The sequence below is a fragment of the Bradyrhizobium sp. NAS96.2 genome, assembly GCF_001908235.1.
In the GTDB taxonomy this organism is placed as follows: Bacteria; Pseudomonadota; Alphaproteobacteria; order Rhizobiales; family Xanthobacteraceae; genus Bradyrhizobium.
Genome location: NZ_LGHK01000224.1, coordinates 1 through 24,056 on the forward strand (window position 1 = coordinate 1; position 24,056 = coordinate 24,056).

19 protein-coding genes, 1 pseudogene and 1 riboswitch are annotated in these 24,056 nt (G+C 65.2%); of the genes and pseudogenes, 6 read left to right on the plus strand and 14 right to left on the minus strand.

Translation table 11 applies throughout. The features are described 5' to 3' along the window. The 4 genes and pseudogenes from AC628_RS45645 to AC628_RS35785 all read right to left on the minus strand — a co-directional run. Positions 1-111: pseudogene (locus AC628_RS45645) on the minus strand (alpha/beta hydrolase); the annotation flags it as partial. A 9-nt stretch (positions 112-120) separates the two neighbouring features. Next, positions 121-1,926 (minus strand): flavin-containing monooxygenase, encoded by a 1,806-nt coding sequence (locus AC628_RS35775; protein ID WP_074131392.1) that lies wholly within the window; start codon positions 1,924-1,926, stop codon positions 121-123. A 75-nt stretch (positions 1,927-2,001) separates the two neighbouring features. Continuing rightward, positions 2,002-5,466 (minus strand): acyl-[ACP]--phospholipid O-acyltransferase, encoded by a 3,465-nt coding sequence (locus tag AC628_RS35780; RefSeq protein ID WP_074131393.1) that lies wholly within the window; start codon positions 5,464-5,466, stop codon positions 2,002-2,004. 287 nt (positions 5,467-5,753) lie between these two features. Further along, complete coding sequence (locus tag AC628_RS35785) at positions 5,754-6,011, minus strand: hypothetical protein (protein WP_074131394.1); 258 nt, start codon at positions 6,009-6,011, stop codon at positions 5,754-5,756. Positions 6,012-6,063: 52 nt separating this feature from the next. Between AC628_RS35785 and AC628_RS35790 the strand changes: the two genes are divergently transcribed. Continuing rightward, positions 6,064-6,684, plus strand: a complete 621-nt coding sequence (locus tag AC628_RS35790) for a TetR/AcrR family transcriptional regulator (protein WP_074131395.1) — start codon at positions 6,064-6,066, stop codon at positions 6,682-6,684. A gap of 48 nt (positions 6,685-6,732) precedes the next feature. Here the strand turns inward: AC628_RS35790 and AC628_RS35795 are convergent, their stop codons facing one another. Further along, positions 6,733-7,731 (minus strand): winged helix-turn-helix domain-containing protein, encoded by a 999-nt coding sequence (locus tag AC628_RS35795; protein ID WP_074131396.1) that lies wholly within the window; start codon positions 7,729-7,731, stop codon positions 6,733-6,735. Between the two features lie 153 nt (positions 7,732-7,884). Here AC628_RS35795 and AC628_RS35800 point away from each other — a divergent pair, with 153 nt between their 5' ends. Next, on the plus strand, positions 7,885-9,063 hold the full coding sequence (locus AC628_RS35800; protein ID WP_074131397.1) for an ABC transporter substrate-binding protein: 1,179 nt from the start codon (positions 7,885-7,887) through the stop codon (positions 9,061-9,063). A gap of 45 nt (positions 9,064-9,108) precedes the next feature. On the opposite strand, the gene AC628_RS35805 is transcribed toward AC628_RS35800, so the two are convergent. Further along, complete coding sequence (locus tag AC628_RS35805; protein ID WP_074131398.1) at positions 9,109-9,528, minus strand: hypothetical protein; 420 nt, start codon at positions 9,526-9,528, stop codon at positions 9,109-9,111. Positions 9,529-9,750: 222 nt separating this feature from the next. Here AC628_RS35805 and AC628_RS35810 point away from each other — a divergent pair, with 222 nt between their 5' ends. Then, the gene (locus AC628_RS35810) at positions 9,751-12,018 is read left to right on the plus strand and encodes a T6SS phospholipase effector Tle1-like catalytic domain-containing protein (protein WP_074131399.1); all 2,268 of its coding nucleotides are present in this window, start codon (positions 9,751-9,753) and stop codon (positions 12,016-12,018) included. Between the two features lie 127 nt (positions 12,019-12,145). On the opposite strand, the gene AC628_RS35815 is transcribed toward AC628_RS35810, so the two are convergent. The 7 genes from AC628_RS35815 to cobS form a co-directional block, all read right to left on the minus strand. Next, positions 12,146-13,246 carry an LLM class flavin-dependent oxidoreductase gene (locus AC628_RS35815; RefSeq protein ID WP_074131400.1) on the minus strand — a complete coding sequence of 367 codons (1,101 nt, stop codon included), beginning with the start codon at positions 13,244-13,246 and terminating at the stop codon, positions 12,146-12,148. Positions 13,247-13,444: 198 nt separating this feature from the next. After that, the gene (locus tag AC628_RS35820) at positions 13,445-14,368 is read right to left on the minus strand and encodes a homoserine O-succinyltransferase (protein ID WP_074131401.1); all 924 of its coding nucleotides are present in this window, start codon (positions 14,366-14,368) and stop codon (positions 13,445-13,447) included. A 37-nt stretch (positions 14,369-14,405) separates the two neighbouring features. Continuing rightward, positions 14,406-14,512, minus strand: a riboswitch (SAM-I-IV-variant riboswitch). Between the two features lie 222 nt (positions 14,513-14,734). Continuing rightward, positions 14,735-15,847, minus strand: a complete 1,113-nt coding sequence (locus AC628_RS35825; protein ID WP_074131402.1) for an NADH:flavin oxidoreductase/NADH oxidase — start codon at positions 15,845-15,847, stop codon at positions 14,735-14,737. A gap of 149 nt (positions 15,848-15,996) precedes the next feature. Then, a complete protein-coding gene (locus AC628_RS35830) occupies positions 15,997-17,115 on the minus strand; it encodes an esterase-like activity of phytase family protein (RefSeq protein WP_074131403.1) in 1,119 nt (372 codons plus the stop codon). A gap of 3 nt (positions 17,116-17,118) precedes the next feature. Further along, the gene (cobT, locus tag AC628_RS35835) at positions 17,119-19,017 is read right to left on the minus strand and encodes a cobaltochelatase subunit CobT (RefSeq protein WP_074131404.1); all 1,899 of its coding nucleotides are present in this window, start codon (positions 19,015-19,017) and stop codon (positions 17,119-17,121) included. Then, a complete protein-coding gene (locus tag AC628_RS35840; RefSeq protein ID WP_074131405.1) occupies positions 19,014-19,424 on the minus strand; it encodes a GNAT family N-acetyltransferase in 411 nt (136 codons plus the stop codon). The genes cobT and AC628_RS35840 overlap by 4 nt, the downstream gene beginning before the upstream one ends. Before the next feature lie 3 nt (positions 19,425-19,427). Then, positions 19,428-20,426, minus strand: coding sequence for a cobaltochelatase subunit CobS (gene cobS / locus AC628_RS35845; protein ID WP_074131406.1), 999 nt, complete (start codon positions 20,424-20,426; stop codon positions 19,428-19,430). A gap of 295 nt (positions 20,427-20,721) precedes the next feature. On the opposite strand from cobS, the gene AC628_RS35850 reads away from it, so the two are divergent. Then, entirely contained in the window at positions 20,722-21,384 is a 663-nt protein-coding gene (locus AC628_RS35850) for a DedA family protein (protein ID WP_074131407.1), read from the plus strand. A 4-nt stretch (positions 21,385-21,388) separates the two neighbouring features. Here the strand turns inward: AC628_RS35850 and AC628_RS35855 are convergent, their stop codons facing one another. After that, positions 21,389-22,612, minus strand: a complete 1,224-nt coding sequence (locus AC628_RS35855; RefSeq protein WP_074131408.1) for a citrate/2-methylcitrate synthase — start codon at positions 22,610-22,612, stop codon at positions 21,389-21,391. Between the two features lie 76 nt (positions 22,613-22,688). On the opposite strand from AC628_RS35855, the gene AC628_RS35860 reads away from it, so the two are divergent. Both AC628_RS35860 and AC628_RS44915 read left to right on the plus strand, forming a co-directional pair. Beyond that, positions 22,689-23,783: a citrate synthase/methylcitrate synthase gene (locus tag AC628_RS35860; protein WP_074131409.1), complete on the plus strand. Its 1,095-nt coding sequence runs from the start codon at positions 22,689-22,691 to the stop codon at positions 23,781-23,783. 48 nt (positions 23,784-23,831) lie between these two features. Further along, positions 23,832-24,056: hypothetical protein (locus AC628_RS44915; RefSeq protein WP_210190304.1), on the plus strand; the 225-nt coding region annotated here is incomplete at its 3' end.

Sequence of the window (24,056 nt, forward strand, 5' to 3'; positions counted from 1 at the left end):
GGCCAGCGCGCGGAGCGAATCGCGCGCGCTCTGCGGCGTCATGGTGGCGGGGTCGCGCAGCGGCAGCAGCGGGATGATGTTGGCAATGATGGCATCGAGCGGGAGCGGCATGGGAGTCCTTCAGTTCGCGTGCGTACAGTTGAATGGCTTGGAGTTGAATGACTTGGAAAGCGTGCCGGCCTCGATCGCGGCGATCTGCAGCGCGATGAAGCGGCTATAGATGCGAGCCTGCGAGAACGCGCCGCCGGTGAACCAGAGGCCGGGCTGCGGCGTGCGCGTCCACATGTTGCGCAGCTCCTGCGTCGCGTCGTCGAAGCCCCAGACCCGGCCGACCCGCGCGGCGACGTCCTCGCCGAACAGCCTGCCGACGAGATGGTCGGGGCCCTTGTAGCCGGTGGCGAGCACGAACAGCTCGACGGCGAGCGATGTGCCGTCCTTCAGCGCGAGGCCGGTTGCGGTGAAATCAACGATGTCGGCGGCCTGGATCAGGCGGATCTTGCCGTCGGCGATCAGCTCGGAGCAGCCGACGTTGAAGTAATAGCCGCCGCCGCGGGAGCGGAACTTGAGCGGCCAGCCGGTGCCGTCCTCGCCGAATTCGAGCCGGAAGCCGGCGCGCTCCAGCCGCGACAGCAGCGCCGCGTCGAGCCGCTTCACCTCGTCGGTGATGATCTTGTGCGCGATCTTCATGACCGGCAGCGGCACGCCGGAATTGAGGATGTCGCGGACCTCGACCGGCGGGCCGTCGCCGAGATAGGTCTTGTCGTAGAGCTGCGCCGGCTCGACATTGACCACCATGGTCGGGCTGCGCTGAACCATGGTGACGTCGGCGCCGCCCGCATGCAGCTCCTGGCAGATGTCATGCGCGCTGGTGCCGGTGCCGAACACAACCACCGAGCGGCCTGCCCATTGCCGCCCCGCTGCGAATTGGCTGGAATGCAGCACCTTGCCGCCGAAGCGCTCGATGCCGGGGATGGTCGGAATGTTCGGCGTACCGCTGACGCTGGTTGCAAGCACGATGTGCTTCGGATGCAGCATGCGCGGACCGTCGCTTCGTTGCAGCGTCACCGTCCAGCGTTGCGTCGTGTCGTCATAGCGCGCGCCTTCGAACGACGTCTCGGTCCAGAAGTCGAGCTCCATGATGTCGACATAGCTTTCCAGCCAGTTCGCGATCTTGTCCTTCGGGATATAGTCCGGGAAGGTCGGCGGGAACGGCAGGTAACGAAACAGATTGACCGGCGTTTTGTTGTGCAGCTTCAGCCCGCGATAGCGCAGCCGCCAATTGTCGCCGATGCGCTGCTCGCGATCGACGATCAGCGCGTCGAGGCCGATCCGCTTGCACTCGACGGCAGCCGCGATGCCGGCATGGCCGCCGCCGACGATCAGAACGTCAGGCTCGCGGTCGGCATAGGCGCGCGAGACCCGGCGCTGCTCCAGCCAGTCGGGTGCGGCGAAATCGCGCGCATGGGATTGCTCCGCGGCTTGATCTCCGTGCGCGTCGCAGATGCGATTGAAATCGAGCATCGTGGAGAACGTCCATGCCGCGGAATTTCCGCTCGCATCGTGCAGCAGGCGGACCGCACCGGTGCCCGGCCCATTCGACGTGTCGAAGGTGAAGACGACCTCGATCACGTCGCGTCCGGCCACCACGGCGCGTCGCGGTATCAAGGCACGGTCATCAAGGCGAAATCCGCGCGCGTTGACCGCGGCAGCGCGCTCCAGCAGCTCGGCAACGACGCGCTGCCGCCCGCTGAATGTCGCAAAATGCCAGGAGATACCGAAGATGTTGCGCCAGTGGCTCTCGGGCGCGAACAGCCCGGAAAGCCCCTCTGCGAAGCGGCCGGCGAGCGCCGCATCGAGCGCGCCGATCCAGCGCTCGGCGATGAGTTCAGGCGCGTCCTCGGTAGCCGGGTTCAGTTTGTCCAGCATGATCGTGCTTTCTCGGGAGCAGTTGCCGTCTATCTGACAACATGCTCCCGAAAAGCACAACCATCATGCCAGGACTCATGCAACGTGTTGCTGCAGCGTCTCCGGCTCGCTCTCGTCGCCGCCGGGCTCGGCCTGCGCCGCGGGCGCGGCGGCGAGTTCCGCCGCTATTTCCTTGGCTAGCGCGGTGGCGCCGACATAGTCGGTCTTGCCGGTGCCGAGCAGCGGCACCTTGTCGACGATGCGGATGTCGGCGGGCACCGCGAGCTCTGAGGCGCCGGCGCTCTTGGCCTGGCGCTGCATCGCGGAGCGGTCGGCATCCTTCTGCGTGGTGAGCAGCACGATGCGCTCGCCCTTGCGCTGATCGGGCAGCGTGACCGCGACCGACATCGCCTGCGGCCACAGCGCCGATGCCATCGTCTCCACCGCCGAGAGCGAGACCATCTCGCCGGCGATCTTGGCAAAGCGCTTGGCGCGGCCCTTGATCGCGATGAAGCCCTGCGCATCGACGGTGACGATGTCGCCGGTGTCGTGCCAGCCTTCCGGCAGCGGCTCGAGCACGCCGGGATTTTCCGCACGGAGGTAGCCAAGCATCACGTTCGGCCCCTTCACCGACAGGCGTCCGCCTTCCTCGATGCCCGGGACCGGATCGAGGCGGTACTCCATCAGCGGCGAAATCCGGCCGACGGTGCCCTGGCGGTTGGCCATCGGCGTGTTCATCGCCAGCACCGGCGCGGTCTCGGTGACGCCGTAGCCCTCGAGGATGCGGATGCCATAACGCTCCATGTAGACCTGCCGCGTGCGCTCCTTCACCGCTTCCGCGCCAGCGATCACGAGCCGCAGCGTGCGGAAATCATAGGCATGCGCCGAGCGGGCGTAGCCGGTGAGGAAGGTATCGGTGCCGAACAGGATGGTCGCGCCGGTCTGGTAGATCAGCTCGGGCACGATCCGGTAATGCAGCGGCGACGGATACATGAAGATCGGAATGCCGCCGAGGATCGGCATCATCATGCCGCCGGTCAAACCGAACGAATGGAACACCGGCAGGACGTTGAACACCTTGTCGTTGGCATTGGCATCGACCCGCGCCAGCGCCTGCGCCGCGTTGGCGAGGATGTTGCGGTGGGACAGCACGACACCCTTCGGCGTGCCTTCCGAACCCGAGGTGAACAGGATGACCGCGGGATCATTGGCGTTGCGGGCAACGCGCGGCGCGATGCCGGCGCGGAAGCCCGCGATCTTATCGGTGAGGCTGATGCCGGCCCTGACGTCCTCGAGATAGATGACGCGCGCCTGGCCGGCCATCGCCGCGATCAGCTTGTCGAGCTTGCCCTTCTCGATGAAGGCCTGCGAGGTCAGCACGGTCTTGACCTGCGCCGCCTTCATCGCGGCCAGTACGTTGACCGGACCTGCCGAGAAGTTGAGCATCGCCGGAACGCGGCCGATGGTCTGCAGCGCCATGAACACGACCGCGACGCCGGCCGAATTCGGCAACAGCACGCCGACATTCTCGCCGGCAACGGTGCCCTGCTCGAGCTTGCGGCTTAGCACCTGCGCGCCGAGGATCAGCTTGCGATAGGTCAGCTTGGTGCCGAGCGCGTCCTCGATGATCGGCTTGCCGGTGTCGCGGTCGCGATAGGCGTGGCCGAGGCCCTCGAACAGGGTGTGGTCGAGCATCGCGTTCTGCACCATGGCGTTGATCATGACGTCCTGCAGCGCGGCGCCGGCGGCGTTGCGGCGCGCCTTGCCCTTCAGCGCCTGATCGACCGGCAGCTTCACCGGCGGCAGGATCGAGATCGTCACCTTGGGGAACCAGGAGCGCTTGATCTCGCCATTCTTGAGATAGCTGAGATGCGAACGCTGCGCGCCCTCGATGCGGACCGGAACGACGACAGCATCGGCCTTGTCGGCGATCATCGCGGTGCCGTCATAGACCTTCATCAGCGAGCCGGAGACCGTGATGCGGCCTTCCGGGAAGATCACGACCGGCTCGCCGGCGGCGACCAGCTTGATCAGGTCGCGCGCGGCCAGCGGCTTCGACGGATCCATCGTGTAGTGCTTGATCATCTTCAGGAACGGCTTGGCCCACCACGCCTTGGAGATGCCGGTGTCGACGGCGAAGCTGGCGTCGATCGGGAGCATGGCATGCAGCAGCGGACCGTCGACCAGGCTGACATGGTTGGGCGCGATCAGCATCCGGGTGCCGGCGGGCGGCAGGTTCTCCATGCCGCGCACCTCTAGACGGAATAGCGCGCGGAACAGCAGCGCGCCGAAATCGCGCACGCCCTCCTTGCCCCACTTGGTCAGCACGAACCAGACGGTGCCGAAGCTCGCGATGGCAAGGCCGAAGAAGATCCAGGCGATCGGCAGGCCGGTAGCCTGCAGCGCGCCGACGAACACCGCGCCGGCGACCATGAAGCCGGCCTGCAGGATGTTGCCCGCGGCGATGATGCGGGCGCGCTCGGACGGTGCGGTCCAGGCCTGCACCGCGGCGAACGACGGCACCACGAACAGGCCGCCGCCGAACGCGAACAGGAAAAAGTCGGCCAGCATGCGGAAACCACCGAACGAGGTCGCGAACGCAGCCGCTGTGACGTCCTTGCCGAGCGAGGTGGTGGCAATCGCAAGTGCGAGGTCGAGGCCGACCACGCCCATCACGATGGCGCCGATCGGCACCAGTGCGAGATTCGGGCGCACGTGGCTGAGCTGCGCGGCGAACAGCGAGCCGGCGGCGATGCCGATCGCAAACACGGCGAGGCACAGCGTGACCACGCCCTCGGTGCCGCCGACGCCTTCCTTGATCAGCGCGGGCAGCAGCGACAGCACGATCGCGCCGACCATCCAGAACCAGGACACGATCATCATGCCGTCCCACAGCCGCTGCTCGGCATAGAGCGACTTCAACAGGCGCACCGTCGAGGTCCAGGGATTCCTGGTGATCGGCAGATCGGGCGCGGAGGGCTGCGTCAGCGGAATGCGCGACGCAAATCCCCACGACAGCACCGACAGACCGACCACGGCGGCGCAGATCCAGCCCATGTGGCTGGCGCCGGCGACAAACATCCCGCCCGCGATGGTGCCGATCAGGATCGCCATGAAGGTCGCGCCCTCGACCAGCGCGTTGCCGGTCGCCAGCTCCGAGACCGAGAGCTGGTCCGGCAGCACAGCATATTTCACCGGACCGAACAGCGCGGCGACGATGCCGAACAGCGCCAGCGCAATGAACAGCAACGGGATCGAATGGGTGAAGAAGCCGGCCGCGGCAAAGGCGGCGGCGAAGATCTCGAAGAACTTCAGCCGGCGCGCGACGACGGACTTGATGTAGCGGTCGGCGAGCTCGCCGCCGAGCGCCGACAGCACGAAGAACGGAGCGATGAACACCGCACCCGCGAGCTGGACCAATGCCGGCCCCTGCTCGTTGGCAACGCCATACAGCAGCATGATGACCAGCGCGTTCTTCAGCACGTTGTCGTTCAATGCCGAGCAGAACTGCGACCAGAACAGCGGCGCGAAGCGGCGGGACGTCATCAATTCCTTGATCATGACCGGTTCCTTGGGTTAGCGCGCACGGCGCTGGCAGGTCTGCGAATTCGTGGGGCAGAGAATGGTGGGCGTGGTGAAAATGACGGATATCCCGCAGCCTTTAGTCTTTTCCGCAACGGTTCGGTTCGAACCGGCGCACATCCACACGCGCCGGGCCGCGGGGACATTGCGCGCCAGAGATGTACGAGACCTTATCCAGACCTGGGGTTGATCGATCTCGAGATCGGGTCGCGGGGACATGGTGAGCGCTTTGTTGAGGTTTCGGCGACAATTGCGGGGTGAGCGCTTCAGGTCAGTTCACTCAGGCCGCCGAACGGCGACCATCGGCAGTTGCGTGACTTACAGCGGCCGCCACGCTGTGCCGCCGGGCGCTTGGCGCGCCGATCGGCGCGCCGCTGCTCCAGCACGCCTGCGACGTCGCAGGCGCGGGCCATCCGCTCGATCGGCGCCATCGCCAGGGAGAGGATGGTGCGGCCAAAGCCCTTCATGAGCTCGATCGCGTCATCGACGAAGGTGGTGGTCAATTGAAGTGCTAGGGTCTGCATGTGAGTGGCCTCCTATGCCAACTTGAGCAACGCTCAAATTAGTAGCTCGAAAATGAACATTGTTCAAGACGAATCGCGACGGGACCGCAAAAAACTTCAGCGGCGCGCTTTGCTGATCGAGATCGCGCGCCGGTCTATCGCCACTAAAGGCTTGAGATCATTGAAGGTTCGTGATGTCTCCGAGGCCGCCGGCTGCTCCATCGGCAGCGTCTATAACGAGTTCGGCGACTTCGACGGCCTGATCCTGACCGTGAACCGGGAGACCGTTCAGGCCCTGACCGCGCGGCTCAAAGCCGTCCCGGCCGACGATCCCCTGCGCCAGCTGCACGGGCTCGCGGACGCCTATCTCGGCTTCGCCACCGAGCACGCCAATCTGCTGCGCTCGCTGTTCGAGCACCGGATGGAGGACGACCGGCCCTTTCCGGAAGATATCCTGGCGATGGTGATGGATGCGTTCGCGCTGATGCATGCGCCGCTGGTGCGGCTGTTGCCCGATCGCGATCCGCACGACGTCGCGCTGCTGTCGCGGATGATGTTCTCCGCGGTCCACGGCATCATCTCGCTCGGCCTCGAGGAGCGCATGGTCGCAGTGCCGCCGGAGCAGCTGCGCGAGCGGCTCGCGCAGTTCGTCGACACGCACCTCGCGGGATTGGGCGTCACGCGCGGCGCGTAGCCAAGCGCGGGCCACGATCTGCGTGGCGACCAGCATCGCGAACGGGGATCAAGTCTGATTGTGTGCGACGCGGCCTGGGCGGGCGAGAGTCCAGAGCGGTTCGAGGAACACGACACTGGTCCCTCCCTCACGAAAGACGAGCTTGAACTCGATCCGTCCGTCCCCGGTGATGGAAGCGGAATGCACTCCCGCATTGCCGTCATATCGCAGGATGCCGTCCGAGACTTGCCCGGTAAAACCGCCGGAGAAGCCCGGTCCGGGCGTACGGCTGTGCGGCATCGCCGGTCCGTTCACGAGATAGCCGGTCGCAACACCGTCCCGGTCGACACTGGTGACGATCATCATGAATTGGCGGTGCGAGTTGATCCATCCTTCGTCACTCGCCCACACGCCGAGAAAGCGGCGGACATTGTCCGGCACGTCGTTTGCCGGCGCGCGAATGCGAAAGGCGGGAAGCGGCAGTTGCTTCTCGACGGCCAGTGAAGCGATCCGCTCGACATCCTGATCTGGCACGATGCCGTGATCGCTGGGCGCAAGCCAGTTCACCAACTCCGCCAGAGGATACCGCATGCCATCGGCAATCAGCGGAGCGGTTGCCAAAGCCGCGAAGGCGATCACCGACAGGCCGGAGACCAGCAACCATCGGGGAAGCGCGGCCAGACGTGCCGCAACGCCCCGGGAAGTTGACGCCGGACCCGGGACGTTGCTCGGTTTATGGTCGTGCGACGGCAGAACAGGCTCGGCATCGAGCCGGTATCCCCGGCGCGACACCGTTTTGATGATGCGGTGCTCGTCATCCCGCAACTTCAGGCGCAGTTCGCGGATGCATTGGACGAGCGAATCGTCGGAGACCGCGACATTGCCCCAGACCGCCTCGTGCAGATCTTGCTTGGATACCAGCCGCCCCGCGTTGCGGACGAGATGGCGGAGGACCGCGAATGATTTCGGCCGGAGATCGAGCTCGACGCCATCCACGCGAACGACGCCGCGGGCGAGATCGAACACAAATGAATCAAATATCAAAACGGAATCAGTCGCCGGGTCCATAGAGGTCACTCCATGCCCACAGACGGCACCAATCCGGCAAATTTAGCAGGAATTTCGTCGTTCTGTCACTTCTTGATCAGGACTTCCCCGCGCGGCGAAGCCGATAGTCGCGAACTGGTCCGGCATCATTTCCGAGCCCGTGGGAGGTTGACCATGTCGAGGACGCCGCTTGCCGTGGTGGTCGGGGCTGTTCTGGCGCTCGCGGCGGTGCAACCGGCACCCGCCCAGGCGCAAGACGTCGTAAAGGTCGGGCTGGTGATGCCGTTGACCGGCGTGCTGGGGCCGGTCGGCAAGCAGGCGGTCGCCGGGGCGCGGCTCTACATGGCGCAGCACGGCGACATGGTCGCCGGCCGCAAGATCGAACTGATCGTCCGGGACGATGCCAGCGTACCTGACAACGCCAAGCGCATTGCGCAGGAGCTGATCGTCAACGACAAGGCCGAGATCCTCGGCGGCGGGCTGACGCCGAGCGTGCTGGCGCTCGCACCGCTGGTCACTGAGAGCAAGACGGCAACCGTCGTCATGGTATCGGGCACATCGATCGTGACCGAAAGGTCGCCCTACTTCGTGCGGACCAGCTGGACGCATGCCCAGCAGGCCAGCGTGCTGGCGGATTGGGCGGCCAGGAACGGTTCGAAGCGGGCCACCATCATCGCGTCCGATTGGGCGCCCGGGCGTGAAGCCGCCGGGGTATTTTCGGCGAGCTTCACCGCGGCGGGCGGAGCGATCGTCGAAGCGCTGAAAGTGCCGCTGGCCAATCCCGACTTCGCGCCGTTCCTGCAGCGTGCACGAGACGGCAATCCCGATACGCTGTTCATTTTCGTCCCGGCAAGCCAGGCCGGTATCCTGGCCAAGCAATTTGTCGAGCGTGGGCTGGACAAGAGCGGGATCAAGCTGATCGGCCCCGGCGACATCGCCGACGACGAGGACCTGCCGGGGATGAGCGATGCCATGATCGGCACGATCACAGCGGGGTTCTACTCCGCGGCGCATCCCTCCGATCTGAACCGCGACTATGTCGCAGCGTTCCGCAAGGCCAATGCCAACGTCCGCCCGAACTTCATCAGCGTCAGCGCCTATGACGGCATGCATCTGATCTACGCGGCGTTGAAAGCGACCGGCGGCAAGACCAACGGTGACGCGCTGATCGAAGCCATGAAGGGCATGGCCTGGGAGAGCCCGCGCGGCCCGATGTCGATCGATCCGAAGACGCGCGACGTGGTCCACGACATCTACATTCGCAAGGTCGAGCGGGTCGGCGGCGAGCTCTACAGCGTCGAGCACGAGACGTTCAAGGCGGTCAAGGACCCCGGCAAGATCACAAATAAATGAGCCGGCCCGAGCGAGGCCGGCCAGGCCTCGCGCCGCTCCGACGCTTCAGACCCGGGTGCGGGCGATCGTGCCGGCGACGATCTGCATGGCGACGCCGAGCACCCAGCCGGCCATGATCGCCGCGGTCCAGGCGATGTCCGGCTCGCTGCGCAGCACCACGACGCCGACCGAGAAGAACGCCACCATGGTCGCGAGGAACGTGCCGATCGCGCTCAGCAGCTCCGCCGTGTCGATCTTGCGCGTCGAGCTCCCGTCCTTCGGATGGAAGAGTTTTGGCGGCGTATCGATGCCAAGATAGAAGCCGATCGCGCCGCTCAACATCATGATGAGCAGGAACGCCTGCGAGGTGAGCGCCGACACGCTCGAGCCGACATGGATGGCGACGAACAGACCGCTTGCGGCGCCCGCCAGTGCAAGCCCGAAGCGCTCCAGGACATGGGCAAATTTTCTGACGCGGCTGCGCATCGCTATGCCTCATCAATGAATTGCGCCGCCAATCAAGCTAGGCCTTTTCGACACGTCGCGAAAGTCGTCACGTCTCAAATGGCCGCGACCTCGTGACGCTTTTGTGCGCCAGTTCACACCTATCGCGGCATGGAATGATTATTGATCGATCCAAGGTAGCAATCGATCCGGCTGCTGTTACGCTGCGCCATCGGCTTCATTCATTTCAGCGGGCCTCCTTCAATGCCGAGTCCGAAGATCATTATCCTGTCCGACGGCACCGGTAACGCCGCCTCCAGCGTCTGGCGCACCAATGTCTGGCGGATATTCCAGTCGCTCGATTTGCAGGGCAACGCGCAGGCCGCCAAGTATGATGACGGCGTCGGCACGTCGTCCTTTGTCCCGCTTGCGCTGCTCGGCGGCGCCTTCGGCTACGGGCTCAAGCGCAACATCCTCGACGCCTACAAGTTCATCTGCCGCAACTACGACCACCAGAACGGCTCGCAGATCTACCTGTTCGGATTCAGCCGCGGCGCATTCACGGTGCGCACGCTTGCCGCCCTGATCCTCGATCAGGGGCTGATCGTCGCCGACACCGAGGCCGAACTGCACGACGGCGCGGTGAAAGCCTATCGCGCGTACCGGGCGGCTGGCTACCACTCGATCTGGCGCATCGAGGTGCTGTTCCGCGCACTGCGCGACTACATCCTCGTGCCGGTGCTGGACCGCCTCAAGGGAAACAAGCCCTATGCCGGGATTGCCCGGAAGCAGGTGCCATCAATTGAGTTCGTCGGCATCTGGGACACCGTCGCGGCCTACGGCTTGCCGATCGACGAGATGACGCGCGGCATCTCCAACTGGGTGTGGCCGCTCGAACTGCCGAACCGGATTCTCAGCCCGCGGGTGAAGTGGGCGCGGCACGCGCTGGCGCTCGATGACGAGCGCACGACCTTTCATCCGGTGCTCTGGACCGAGCAGGAACCAGGACAGCCCGCACCGGCGGTGCCAGCAACCATCGATGGCGAGCGCCTCGTCCAGGTGTGGTTCGTCGGCATGCATGCCAATGTCGGCGGCGGCTATCCGGACGATGCCGTCGCGTTCGTGCCGCTGGCCTGGCTGGTCGACGAGGCCGTCAAGCGCGGGCTGGTGTTCAAGAGCGCGCCGATTGCCGATCCCGATGCGATCAAGGCGATCAGGTCCTCAGAGGACAAGGATGGCCGGCTCTACGATTCGCGCGCAGGCCTCGGCGCCTATTACCGATACGGTCCGCGCAAGGTCGCCGACCTCTGCAACGATCCCTATGCCGGCGTCAGCGTGCCGATGCCGAAGATCCACGAGAGCGTGTTCGAGCGGATCGACAGCGGCGCCAATGCCTATGCCCCGATCGGGCTTCCGCCGAACTACGTGGTCGTCTCCCGCAGCGGCCAGATCACGCCGCTGGTCTCCACTACGTTCGAAACGCCCACCGGTGCGCCGGCGCGCTATGCCGCGCAGGAGAAGCTGTGGAATTTCGTCTGGATGCGGCGGATCGCCTACTTCGCGACGCTGGCGGCGTCGCTGCATCTGGCGGCGTTCTGGCTGTTCCACAACCAGCACAAGGAGCATGAATTCAGCTCCTGGTTCAGGATGATCTCGGAGCTGGTGCGCTTCGTGGAATCCTTCCTGCCTGCTTCGCTTCATTGGTGGACCGACTGGTACGCCGGCAACCCGGAATGGTTTGCCGGCGGCATCATCGCCGTTTTCGTGCTGATGGGCGTCGGCAGTTCGCTCAGCGCAACGATCAGCGACCGGATGCGGATCATCTGGCGTGACCGCGCGAGCCCGGCGCCGCTCTCCGGGCTCATGCACGATGCGATCTATCGATTCCGCACCAGCACGATCTATCAGTGGATCCTCAATGTCGGGAAGCGGCATGTCGTGCCCTTCCTGCTCACGGCCTTGCTGGTCTGGTTCGACGCGACGGTGCTCAGCCATTTCCTGTTCAATGCCGCGGACTCGATGGGCGCCTTCTGCAGCGGGACCGCGGCCGACAAGCTCGTCGCCGTCGACAAGGGCATCCCGCAGGATGCCGCCGACTTCGACACCAGCACGATCTGTGCGCCGACCGGCCTCAAGGTCCGCACCGGATTCAAGTACGAGATCGCGATCACGATGTCGGAGCCATGGGAGGACGCCGGACGTGCGGTGACCCCGATCGGATACCGGACCTCGACCGTCGAGGGCGCGAAGCAGTTGCGTGGCTATTTTACGATCTTCCTGCGGCGGATCCTGTTCCGGCCCTGGTTCAGGTTGATCGCGCGGGTCGGAGAGACCGGCGTCGATGAATATTTTCTGGACCCGCTGCCGGCGCCGAACACCGACCCGCAGGTCTACAAGGCAAGGTTCACCGCCGATCGCAGCGGCGAGATCTTCCTCTACGTCAACCAGGCCGTGATCGGCGTCCCCTGGATCGCCAAATGGTTCTACGGCGATCACAAGGGCAAGGCGAAGGTCGCGGTGAAGTTGCTGTAGGCGCGGCAAACTGCGCGGCGTTGTCCAGCCGATAGCCGGATTGTGCCAGTGATCTTCTCGATCGGAGTCATGACGTGGAGCACGGAGCAACGTTGACGCTGCCCCGTGTACTCATTCATCCCGACGTCTACGCCGCGCGGCCGACCGAGGCGTCGAGATGCTTCAGCCGCGGCAGCACTTCCTGCTTCAAGAGCCGCAGCGAATTGTGCCAGGCCTCGGGCTTGTGCTTGTAGTCGAAGCCGAACACCAGGAGCACGCCGAAGCCGCCGACCTCCTGATAGATCTGCTCGATCTTCTCTGTGACCGTCGCGGGCGAGCCGACGATCCAGTTGTTGCGGGCGCAATACTCCACCGTGACATCGCTATCAGGGACGTCGGGCGATGCCTTCAAATAGTCCTTGAAACCGAAATGGCCGAGCAGCGGCAGGAAATACTCGCCCATCATCCGGCCCATCATGTCGCCGGTCGAGAGCTTCCAGGCCTCCGCGTCGGTATCGGCGACGAACACCTCGCGCACCATCCGCCAGTCCTTGCGGCTCGGCTTGCGGCCGGTCTTGGCGGCGCCAGCCTCGACCGAATCCCAGTGGCTGCCGACATAGGCGGGATTGAGATTGAGGCTCATCGGAATGAAACCGCGCTCGCCGGCGAGCTTCAGCGTGTCCGAGTTCTTCGACAATCCCGCTACGCCGATCGGCGGATGCGGCGCTTGCTGAGGCTTGATGTGGGGTTTTAAGAAATCGAACATCGTGTCCGGCTTGGTCACCGTCCAGAACTTGCCTTTATGAGTCCACGGACCCGGCTCGGTCCACATCTTCAGGATGATCTCGAGCGCCTCGCGGGTCATGTCGCGGTTCTGCCCGGACATGCCGTCGACATTGAACATCGCCCAGTCGCTCGGCAGGCCCGAGGCGGCGACGCCGAAGTTCAACCGGCCGTTCGAGATGTGATCGAGCATCGCGACGCGGTTCGCGAGTTCGGCCGGGTGATGATACGGCAGCAGGAAGCCGCCGGGCCCGATGCGGATGTTCTTGGTCTGCAACAATGCCTGCGCCACCAAGAGATCGGGCGACGGGTGCGGCTCCCAGGGCGCGGTGTGATGCTCGCCGATCCAGGCTTCCTGATAGCCGAGCTCGTCAAGCCAGCGCAGCACCTGCAGGTCCCAGTCGTGGCCCTCCTTCAATCCGCACTCCGGCGGATGCGACGGCATCGCGAAGTATCCGAGTTCCATGGGTTTCCTCTCTTTGTTTCGATGCGTATCTTGCGCACGCGCTGCAGAGAGTAGCTGCCGAGGCTACGGCAGAACAATGGCTTTATCAGCTACGGCCGGTGCGGAATCACATGTCGGGCACCCCCTTCAGCATGGTCGCGATGTGGCTTCGCTCAATGGCGCGCAGGAAGACCTGGCGTGACGACGAAACGTAACGAGCTAGGACATCACCGGCGAGGCGCGGCCGATCGCGGCGGTATCGAAGGGCGTGGTTTGGTAAATTTCGTTGATCCAGTTGCCGAACAGAAGGTGGGCGTGACTGCGCCAGACGTTCTCCGAGCATCGCGAAGGATCGTCGCCGGGGAAATAGTTGGCAGGCAGCTGAGCGTTGCCATCGCGAGCATATTCGTCCGCGAGAGTGTCAGCTTCGTATTCGAAATGATTGAAGATATGAAGCGAACGGCGATGCGGATCGTTCACGAGACAAAGGCCGGTCTCGTCGCTAGCGGCCAGGACGTGCAGGCCGCTGCCTTCCGGAATGTCTGAAATCCTGACCTCCGTCCAGCGCGAGACGGGAACGTCGAACTTGTCTGAAAAACCTCTCAGATACGGCGACGCCGGGATCAGGTTGCGGTGCTGGAAAATCCCGAAAGCCTTGCGGGGAAGTTCGTGCTTCGGCACGGCGTGGAAGTGATGGAGAGCCGCCTGAGCGGCCCAGCAGATGGTCAAGCAGCAGTGGACGTGGGTTTGCGTCCACTCGAAGATCATGCGCAGCTCGGGCCAGTAGCGGACTTCTTCGAACGGCAGGCGTTCGACCGGCGCGCCCGTGATGATGAAGCCATCGAAGCGCTCGGCGCTGACTTCGCTCCATGGCCGATAGAAAGCCGCCAGATGGTCGGCGGATGTGTGACGCGCCACATGATCGGTGATCCGTACCAGCGTCAGCTCTATCTGAAGTGGGGTGGCTCCTAGCAAGCGAGCGATTTGCGTCTCAGTGCTGATCTTGTTCGGCATGAGATTGAGCAGCCCAATCCGCAAGGGACGGATGTCCTGCCGTATCGCGTCAGCCTCGCGCATGACCGCGACGCCTTCTGCTTCCAGCGTTCCACGAGCAGGGAGGTCGTCCGGGATCTTGATCGGCATGACGCGTCGTTCCTTTCTTTGGGAACGACTTGGTGGCTCGGGTCCGCTTGGTTGCCGGCTCGGCCACATCCTCCCTGAGGGAGAGCCACCTTGCCCGGATTGGCAGGTTGGCGTTGGGCGTCGCCCCAACTCTTGATGCAAGCGGATCTCTCGCACGGGGCCATGCCGCAAGGCAATTTTTCCGGTTCAACGCACTGCGGCAGAGCACTGCCGGCATCGATCGTTTGCCTGCCTCGATCCGTGCCCTCGCGTCGAAGAGCGTCCCACATCGAAGAGCTGCGGCGAGATCAATCGCGACACCAATTTCGAACACGATGACGCCGTCGCGATGTTCGTCACATCGCGGTCTTGGCGGTCGATATATCCCTACCGCGCGCCGAACGTGGTCTTGCCGAACAGCGCCTTCTGGGTCGAGGGCTGCGAGCGCCAGTATTGCGGCGGCGCGCTCACCTCGCCGCCGAGCTCAGCGGCGGCATGCCAGCCCCAGCGCGGGTCGTAGAGCATGCCACGGGCCAGCGCGACCATGTCGGCCTTCCCTGAGGCGACGATCTCCTCCGCCTGCTTCGCTTCCGTAATCAGGCCGACCGCCATCGTGGTGACGCCGGTCGCCTCGCGCACCGCCTGCGCCGCCGGCACCTGATAGCCCGGCCCGAGCGGGATCTTCTGCAGCGCCGAGACGCCGCCGGAGGAGACATCCATCCAGTCGACGCCGCGCTTCTTCAGCTCCTTGGTGAACTCGATGGTCTGCGCGACGTCCCAACCGCCCTCGACCCAATCGGTCGCCGACACCCGGACGCCGACCGGCTTGCGGTCCGGAAATACAGCTCGCACGGCGTCGAACACCTCGAGCGGAAAACGCATCCGGTTCTCGAGCGAGCCGCCGTAGCGGTCGGTCCGCTTGTTGGCGAGCGGCGACAGGAACTGGTGCAGCAAATAGCCGTGCGCGGCGTGCAGCTCGAGCGCATCGATGCCGAGCCGGTCGGCGCGCTTCGCCGCCGCGACGAAGGCCTCGCGGATGCGCTTCAGGCCGGCGTCGTCGAGCGCCACCGGCGCGGCCTCGCTTTCCTTGTGCGGGACCGCCGATGGCGCGACCGTCTGCCAGCCACCATCGGCAATCGGGATCAGTTGCCCGCCCTCCCAGGGACGCTGGCTCGAGGCCTTGCGGCCGGCATGGGCGAGTTGCATCGCGACCGCCGTCTTGGAATGCTTGCGCACCGAGGCCAGGATCGGCTTCAGTGCGGCCTCATTGGCATCGCTGTAGAGGCCGAGGCAGCCCGGCGTGATCCGCCCGATATCCTCGACATGGGTGGCCTCGATGCAGAACATCGCGGCGCCCGACAGCGCCAGCGTGTTGATGTGGGTGAAGTGCCAATCATTCGCGGAGCCGTCGTTGGCCGAATACTGGCACATCGGCGCGACCATGATGCGATTGGCGAGTTTCAAGCCACGCAGTTCGATCGGGGAAAACAGGGTGCTCATGCGGGATATCCGGATCGGGGAAAGGGCCCGCTTAAGATAGAGACCGCGGCTGCGATCACCAACAGGCGGGAGCGGAGGATAGGCCAGGACGCAGATCAGCAATGCGGATACGGCGTCCGTTCACCCTCCCCTGGAGGGTGAACAGAACCTCACTCGACCAGCGTGAACTGCAGCAGCAGATTGCGCTGGATCAGGGAGAAATTGTCGTCGGAGATCATGGTCAGGACGGTCTCGCCCTCGGCGGTGACATGGGCGTCGATGCCTTCCATGTTGTCGATCTCGTTGCCGAGATCGGCGTTGAAGATTGCCGGGCCGTCGACGACGGCGCCGGGGGCGATGTCGGACAGCGCGAGGCGGCGGATGCGGATCCCGACGCCGCCGAGCCAGGAGAATTTCCGCTCCAGAATCAACAGATCGCCCGACGGCAACAGCACCGCGTCGCTGATATCGAAATTCTCGGTGCGGCGGACGCTGAACTGGCCCGGCGTCTTGCCGCCGACCAGGAAGGCAATCAGATTGCCGCTCGCATCGAGCCCGCGTTCCGACATCGCAATCAGCGTGCCGGCCAGCGCCTGCCCCTTGGGCAGATCCTTGGGCAGATCCTTGGACATGGCCTTCGGCACGAAGACCAGCGCCTCGAGCCCCTTGTTGATGGGCAGCTTGCGCGCCGCCGGCGGCAGCGGCACCACCTCGCCGCGCGAGCGGGTGAAGCCCTTGGCGAAATCGTAGCGCAGCACCTGGTTGACGCGCTCGAGCCCGACATAGGCAATCGAGCCGTCGAGCGCGAGCGATTCAGAATCATACCAGCCGCGGGTCGCGGTGATCGGCCGGCCGTCAGCCGCGAGCAGCGGCGCCGCCTCGACATCGTCGAGCCCGATCATGTCGCGGCCGCGATAGACGATGCGGCCTGTGAACCAGGTGCCCTGGTCGCTGACCGCGATGAAGCGTTCGCCCCTGGCGTCGAGCCTGAGCGCGGAGAGGCCGCCGAAGCCGGAGAACGACGAGGTCAGAATGAGACCGCTGCGATATTCCAGCGCGCCGAACCGCACCTTTGCGCGATCGCGGATGTCGAACGACGGCAGCGGCCGCGCGTTGACCTCGACCGCGACGGCTTCATCGACGCGGTGACGGCCCGGTCTGCCCGGCGGTCCCGGCGTCAGCGCAGGCTGGCTCGCGCCTTCTGCCTGCGCGAGACGCGGCAATGCTGCGGCCGACAGCCCCGCCGCCACATCTCTCAGGAAATGGCGGCGGCTAAGGGGTGAGCGCATGTCTCACGAGTGGAGGCGGCGCCGGGTGCCCGGTGCGGGCGCCGAGCCGTGGGTCTCGCTGAACAGCTCGGCGAGCTTTTCGGTGATGGCGCCGCCAAGCTCTTCGGCATCGACGATAGTGACGGCGCGGCGATAATAGCGCGTCACGTCGTGACCGATGCCGATCGCGATCAGCTCGACCGGCGAGCGGGTCTCGATCTCCTCGATGATGTGGCGCAGATGCCGCTCGAGATAGTTGCCGGGATTGACCGACAGCGTGGAGTCGTCGACCGGCGCACCGTCGGAGATCATCATCAGGATGCGGCGCTGCTCGGGGCGCGCAAGCAGGCGCTTGTGCGCCCAGTCGAGCGCCTCGCCATCGATGTTCTCCTTCAGGAGACCTTCGCGCATCATCAGGCCGAGATTTTTCCGCGCGCGACGCCAGGGGGCATCGGCCGACTTGTAGATGATGTGCCTGAGATCGTTGAGGCGGCCGGGATTGGCCGGCTTGCCGGCGGCAAGCCACGCTTCGCGCGACTGCCCGCCCTTCCAGGCACGGGTGGTGAAGCCGAGGATCTCGACCTTGACGCCGCAACGCTCCAGCGTGCGCGCCAGGATGTCGGCGCAGGTGGCGGCGACCGTGATCGGACGGCCGCGCATCGAGCCGGAGTTATCCAGCAGCAGCGTCACCACGGTGTCGCGGAAGGTCGCCTCCTTCTCGTGCATGAAGGACAGCGGATGATAGGGATCGGTGACGACGCGCGACAGCCGCGCCGGATCGAGGATGCCTTCCTCGAGATCGAAATCCCAGGCACGGTTCTGCTGCGCCATCAGGCGGCGCTGCAGGCGGTTGGCGAGACGCGCCACGATGCCCTGCAGATGCGCGAGCTGCTTGTCGAGGTACGAGCGCAGCCGCTCGAGCTCGTCGTGGTCGCAGAGGTCTTCAGCCGCGATCACTTCGTCGAACTTCGGCGCAAACGCATGATATTCCGGGCCGCGCGGCTCGTTCTGGCCGCGCGAATTCGGTCGCGTCGCCTCGCCCGGCGTCTCGTCGTCGCCGAGCTCGCCGTCGTCGAACGTGTCTGACGTCGAGGCCTGCGCGCTCTCCATCGCGCTTTCGCTCATCTCGTCGGCGGTGGTCTGGGCCTGATCGGCGCTCATCTCCTGCGCGGCGTCGGAATCGGGCGAGCCCTCGGCGCCGGACTGATCGCTCTCGCCGTCCTGGTTCTCGTCCTGGTCCTCGTCGTCGTCGGAATCCATGTTGCGGTCGTCGCCGAGATCGAGCGCCGACAGCAGATCATGGACGAGGTCGCCGAACCTCGCCTGGTCCTCGGTGAAACGGCTGAGCTGATCGAGCCGCGAGCCGATCTTGTCCTCCAGCGTCGGACGCCAGAGGTCGACCATCTTCTTGGCGGCCGCGGGCGGCGCCATGCCGGTGAGACGTTCGCGCACCAGCATCGCCAGCGCATCCGACAGCGGCGCATCGGCGCGGTCGGTGATCTCGTCATACTTGCCGCGGTGGAAATGATCGTCGAGCATCGCGGTGAGGTTCTTGGCAACGCCGGCCATCCGCCGCGAGCCGATCGCCTCGACGCGCGCCTGCTCGACCGCCTCGAACACGCCGCGCGCCTGCGGATTGCCCGGCATCAGCTTGCGATGCACCTTGGGATCGTGACAGGCGATCTTGAGCGCGATCGAATCGGCGTGGCCGCGCACGATCGCCGCGTCGCGCTTGGTCATCTTGCGCGCCGGCTCCGGCAACCGCGCCTTGCCGGGCGCGAGCCCGGGACGCTCGGCCGCGAAGCTGACTTCGAGCTCCGGCTTCTTGGCGATCGCCTTCAGGCACGCCGACACCGAGCGCTTGAACGGCTCGGTCGGCGCTTCCTTCGATCCGGGACGGAATTTGATATTGGAGGTTGTCATAGCGATTTCGTAAACCAGTGGCGCGTGACGCCGCCGGGATATCCCTCAATCGAACCGAACTCTTTATATCCGTTGGCGCGGTAGAAGCCCGGCGCCTGGAAGCTCATCGTATCCAGATAGGATTGCGTGGCGCCGAAGCGCCGCGCCTCGTCTTCGATCGCCTTGATCAGCTTCGCGCCAAAGCCCTTGTTGCGATACTTCTGCTCCATCCAGAACAATTGGATGAACAACACCGCGGTCCAGACCTCGCCGACGATGCCGCCGACGATCTCGTCGCCTTGCCGCAGCGAGATGGCGAAGCGCTTGTACTTCTGCTTCCCCATCTTCTCGTTGTTGTAACGGAGCAATCCGCCGAGCACCGCCTTCTTCGTCTGTGTGACTGTGCGCTCGACGGAGATTTTCGGCATGGACTAGCTGAGCGCCACGTTGACCGAGGATTCCGGCAGCTCGACGTTGAAGCAGCGCTGGTAGAACTCGGCGACCAGCGGCCGCTCCAGCTCGTCACATTTGTTGAGGAAGGTGACGCGGAACGCGAAGCCGATGTCGTTGAAGATGTCCGAGTTCTCGGCCCAGGTGATCACCGTGCGCGGGCTCATCACCGTCGACAGGTCGCCATTGGCGAACGCGTTACGGGTGAGATCGGCCAGGCGCACCATCTTGTTGACGATGTCGCGGCCTTCCTGCGTGCGGTAATGGCGCGCCTTGGCCAGCACGATCTCTACTTCCTCGTCATGGGCGAGGTAGTTCAGCGTCGTGACGATCGACCAGCGGTCCATCTGACCCTGGTTGATCTGCTGGGTGCCGTGATAGAGGCCCGAGGTATCGCCGAGACCGACCGTGTTGGCGGTCGAGAACAGGCGGAACGCCGGATGCGGCTTGATCACCTTGTTCTGGTCGAGCAGCGTCAGGCGGCCGGAGACTTCCAGCACGCGCTGGATCACGAACATCACGTCCGGCCGGCCGGCGTCGTATTCGTCGAACACCAGCGCGATGTTGTGCTGCAGCGCCCAGGGCAGGATGCCGTCGCGGAATTCGGTGACCTGCTTGCCTTCCTTGACCACGATGGCGTCCTTGCCGACGAGATCGATACGGCTGATGTGGCTGTCGAGGTTGACGCGCACGCAGGGCCAGTTGAGGCGCGCCGCAACCTGCTCAATGTGGGTCGACTTGCCGGTGCCGTGATAGCCGGTGACCATCACACGGCGGTTCTTGGCAAAGCCGGCGAGGATCGCGAGCGTGGTGGCGCGGTCGAAGCGATAGTCGCTGTCGACTTCCGGCACATGCGGATCGACTTCGGAATAGGCGGGAACTTCCAGATCGCTATCGATCCCGAAGACCTGCCGAACCGAAACCTTCATGTCGGGCAAGCCGACGGGTTGTTGCTCTTTGGTCTGGACGGCGGTCGTCATTCATCCTCCGAGGTCCCGGGCATTCCCGAAACCAGATTTAAGGTCATTTGGCTGCGGATGGGGTGCTACGCACAAGCCTAGCAGAGAGCATCGGCCGGCAGAAGCCCACGGGCAAATCAAAGTTCCGTTGTTGTATCATAAAGATAGGCGCGAAACTCGGTTTTTGGAAGGCTGCTCTGCAAATCCCGCCGTACTTTCGCCGCAGCACCACGGCGGCCTGTCCGGGCGGGGCACTTTTCAGCCCGGCGCGGAGTTGTTAGCTCTCGGACCCGTTTCATCGCTACCCAGGGATTCTGTGACTTCATTCCTTGACCCTTTGATCGCATTTGTTTCGGCCCATGCCTGGCTCGCCTATCTGACGCTGTTTCTGGCCGCCCTGCTGGAAGCCGCTCCGGTGGTCGGCTCGCTGGTGCCGGGCTCGACCATCATCCTGGCGCTGAGCGCGCTGGTCCCGGGCGGCGAATTGAAGCTGTGGCCGGTGCTCGCCGCGGCGGCGTGCGGCGCGATGCTCGGCGACGGTACGGCCTTCATGATCGGCCACCGCAGCCAGCGCGAGATCCTGTCGGCCTGGCCGCTCTCCAATTATCCGCGCGTGGTCGCGCAGAGCGAGGCCTTCTCCAACCGCTGGGGCGTGCTCGCGGTGTTCTTCGCCCGCTTCGTGCCGCCGATTCGCGCCTTCGTGCCGATCACCGCCGGTGCGCTCGACATGCCGCCGGCGCGCTTCTACGCGGTCAACATCCCCGCCATCCTGCTCTGGGCGCCCGCGCATGTGTTGCCCGGCGTGCTCGCCGTCACCGCGCTGCACGACTATGCCGGCCTGCCGCATCATCAACATGTCGGCAAGCATCTATGGATGTTCGCGGTGGCAGGCGGCGCGATCATTCTGGCGCTGGCGATCTGGACCATTCGCCGCCGCCATGGCGGCGGCCTGATCGAGCCGTCCAAGCCGGCAGAATAAGACCCTAAATGCTATTGGTCGTGCCGGCCCGCCCGGGCGCCGGGCCGACATAACGCGCGCGAGGTCGAATCAGCTTGCCGAGCTGAAGCTGCTCGCTGGCATGCGCGATCCAGCCGACGCTGCGCGCCATCGCGAACAGCGCGAGCTCGCTACCTGCGGGCATCCGCAGCGCATGCACCAGCACGGCCAGCGCGTAATCGATATTGACGAACTCGCCGGTTGCCTCGGCGATTCTGTCCGGCACTTCCCGGGTGAATTTGCGCGGTGCGCCGGCCCGCGTCAGCGCCTCGAGCAGCGAGATCGCGCGCGGATCGCCCTTCTTGTAGACGCCGTGCCCGAAGCCGGCGAAGCGTTCGCCGAGCGCGACCCGCTCGCGGACAACAGGCGCAACGTCATTGTCGATCATTGTCTTCACGAGGCGCGAGGCGAGCACGCCGGCGCCGCCATGCATCGGGCCCTTCAGCGCGACGAGCCCCGCGATCACGGCATCGTACAGATTGAGCCCGGTCGACGCCGCGCAGCGCGCGGTGAAGGTGGAGGCATTCAGTTCATGATCGGCGAGCAGCACCAGCGCGCGGCGAATAAGGTCTGGCGCGTGCTTGTTGTCGGGCGTCCAGACCCGCGCCACCTGCTCGTGCAGCGGCTCGGCCGACGGCACGGCGTTCAGCATGGTCGCGACCAGCAGCCGCAAGATGCGCCCACCGACCATCGCGCGGCCATCGGGCGCGCGGGTGAAGGCGCCGGGATCGGCACTCGCCGCCAGCGCGAGCACCGCGACCGTCCGGTCGATCGGCTGGGCGCGCCGCGCGGCCTCGGCGATCGCACGCATGTCATCGGAGACATGCGGGCAATTGTCCGGCGCGAACGGATCGACGCCGGTGACATCCCACAGCAGCGTCGCGGTGTGCTCCAGCGTGTCGCGCTGGGAGAGATCGACGCAGTTCACGCCGCGATAGATCGGCCCCTGCTCGGTGATGGTTGCGATCGCCGAATCCATCACCGGCAAATCCGCATCGAAATTGCGGAAGCCGCGCGGCTCCGGTGACGGCACGCGGCGCTCCTTCAGACCCCTGATGTCCTCGGCGCGGTAGCGGTGGCTGCGCGAATCCGGCGACGGCTCGGAGCGGATCAGGCCACGGCTGACATAGGCGTAGAGGGTCGCCGGCGAGATCGCGAGCTCGGCGGCGGCCTCCCGGGCGGAGAGGTACAGCTCGGCGGATTTTTTCATATTGATTTATATAATCAAGATTGATCAACTCGTCGAGAGGCCCGACCTTGAAGAGGTGAAGCAAGGAGATCGGGCCATGAACATGATTCTCACCAAGAGCCAGATCGGTCTGGACGGCGTTCCCGCCGCCGAGACCGTGTTGAGCCATGTCGACGGCGAGCGCGGCGAACTCATCATCGCCGGCGAGCACGTCGCGAGCCTCGCCGGCAAGTCGAGCTTCGAGGGCGTCACCGCGCGGCTGTGGAACGGCGCCACCGGCAAGACGCTGAGCGAGGCCAATGTCCGCGCCAGCCTCGGCGCCGCCCGCGAACGCGCCTTCGCGCGGCTGGCCGACCTGCTGCCGGCAACGCGCGGCATGTCGATCGTCGACGGCTTCCGGGCCGCGATCGCAGGCCTGCGCGGCGAGAACGGGCTGGAACACGAGGCGACCATTGTCGGCGCCTTCCCGGTGATCGCCGGCGCCCTGGTGCAGCAAGCCAAGGGACAGGCGCCGATCGCGCCCGATCCGAATGTCAGCCACGCCGCCGACGCGCTGCATATGCTGCTGGGCCGCAAGGCTGCGCCGCGTGAGGTGGCGGCGCTCGACGCCTATCTCGTCACGGTCTGCGACCACGGCATGAACGCGTCGACCTTCACCACGCGGGTGATCGCCTCGACCCAGGCCGACCTGTTCGCGGCCATCACCGGCGGCTATTGCGCATTGACCGGCCCGCTGCATGGCGGCGCGCCCGAGCCGGTGCTTGAAATGCTGGATGCGATCGGCACCCGCGAGCGGATCAAGCCCTGGGTCGACGGCGCGCTGGCACATGGCGAACGGCTGATGGGCTTCGGGCACCGCGTCTATCGGGTGCGCGACCCGCGGGCCGACGTGCTGAAGGTCGCGATCGAGCGCCTGGAGGCCAGTGGCGCCGACCTGCCGTTTGCCGGCGAGGTCGAAGCCTATATCCGCGAGGCGCTGCGGAAGAAGAATCCGGAGCGACCGCTCGAGACCAATGTCGAGTTCTTCACCGCGATCCTGCTCGACGGGCTGGAGATCCCGCGGCAGGCGTTCACGCCGATCTTCGCCGTGGCCCGCGCCGCCGGCTGGACCGCGCACGCGCTGGAGCAGCGCCGCACCGGGCGGCTGATCCGGCCGAGTTCATCCTATGTCGGGGCAGTGCCGAAGGGTTGAGAGCTAACCGCGAACCGTAGCCCGGATGGAGCGCAGCGAAATCCGGGAATGGAGCATGAGCGGATAGTGACTGCGGATGGAAAGGTCCCGGATTACGCTTCGCTTCATCCGGGCTACAAAATTGCACCGTTGGACGACTGCGGAGGAACACTCTCCGCTGTCGTCCCTGCGAAAGCACTAGGGCATGCACACATTTTGCTGCGACAGATTGACTCGAACGCTGAATCTGGGATTCCAGAATCGGCAATCGATGTGATTCCTATGTCGGCACTT

What these genes read in the sequence shown, in the direction of transcription:
- AC628_RS35785 (WP_074131394.1), bottom strand. Translation starts at nt 6,011, where the DNA reads ATGCAGACCCTAGCACTTCAATTGACCACCACCTTCGTCGATGACGCG.
- AC628_RS35775 (WP_074131392.1), bottom strand. Translation starts at nt 1,926, where the DNA reads ATGCTGGACAAACTGAACCCGGCTACCGAGGACGCGCCTGAACTCATC.
- AC628_RS35825 (WP_074131402.1), bottom strand. Translation starts at nt 15,847, where the DNA reads ATGAGCACCCTGTTTTCCCCGATCGAACTGCGTGGCTTGAAACTCGCC.
- AC628_RS35830 (WP_074131403.1), bottom strand. Translation starts at nt 17,115, where the DNA reads ATGCGCTCACCCCTTAGCCGCCGCCATTTCCTGAGAGATGTGGCGGCG.
- AC628_RS35820 (WP_074131401.1), bottom strand. Translation starts at nt 14,368, where the DNA reads ATGCCGATCAAGATCCCGGACGACCTCCCTGCTCGTGGAACGCTGGAA.
- AC628_RS35810 (WP_074131399.1), top strand. Translation starts at nt 9,751, where the DNA reads ATGCCGAGTCCGAAGATCATTATCCTGTCCGACGGCACCGGTAACGCC.
- cobT (WP_074131404.1), bottom strand. Translation starts at nt 19,017, where the DNA reads ATGACAACCTCCAATATCAAATTCCGTCCCGGATCGAAGGAAGCGCCG.
- AC628_RS35860 (WP_074131409.1), top strand. Translation starts at nt 22,689, where the DNA reads ATGAACATGATTCTCACCAAGAGCCAGATCGGTCTGGACGGCGTTCCC.
- AC628_RS35805 (WP_074131398.1), bottom strand. Translation starts at nt 9,528, where the DNA reads ATGCGCAGCCGCGTCAGAAAATTTGCCCATGTCCTGGAGCGCTTCGGG.
- AC628_RS35840 (WP_074131405.1), bottom strand. Translation starts at nt 19,424, where the DNA reads ATGCCGAAAATCTCCGTCGAGCGCACAGTCACACAGACGAAGAAGGCG.
- AC628_RS35780 (WP_074131393.1), bottom strand. Translation starts at nt 5,466, where the DNA reads ATGATCAAGGAATTGATGACGTCCCGCCGCTTCGCGCCGCTGTTCTGG.
- AC628_RS35815 (WP_074131400.1), bottom strand. Translation starts at nt 13,246, where the DNA reads ATGGAACTCGGATACTTCGCGATGCCGTCGCATCCGCCGGAGTGCGGA.
- AC628_RS35800 (WP_074131397.1), top strand. Translation starts at nt 7,885, where the DNA reads ATGTCGAGGACGCCGCTTGCCGTGGTGGTCGGGGCTGTTCTGGCGCTC.
- AC628_RS35855 (WP_074131408.1), bottom strand. Translation starts at nt 22,612, where the DNA reads ATGAAAAAATCCGCCGAGCTGTACCTCTCCGCCCGGGAGGCCGCCGCC.
- cobS (WP_074131406.1), bottom strand. Translation starts at nt 20,426, where the DNA reads ATGACGACCGCCGTCCAGACCAAAGAGCAACAACCCGTCGGCTTGCCC.
- AC628_RS35795 (WP_074131396.1), bottom strand. Translation starts at nt 7,731, where the DNA reads ATGGACCCGGCGACTGATTCCGTTTTGATATTTGATTCATTTGTGTTC.
- AC628_RS35790 (WP_074131395.1), top strand. Translation starts at nt 6,064, where the DNA reads ATGAACATTGTTCAAGACGAATCGCGACGGGACCGCAAAAAACTTCAG.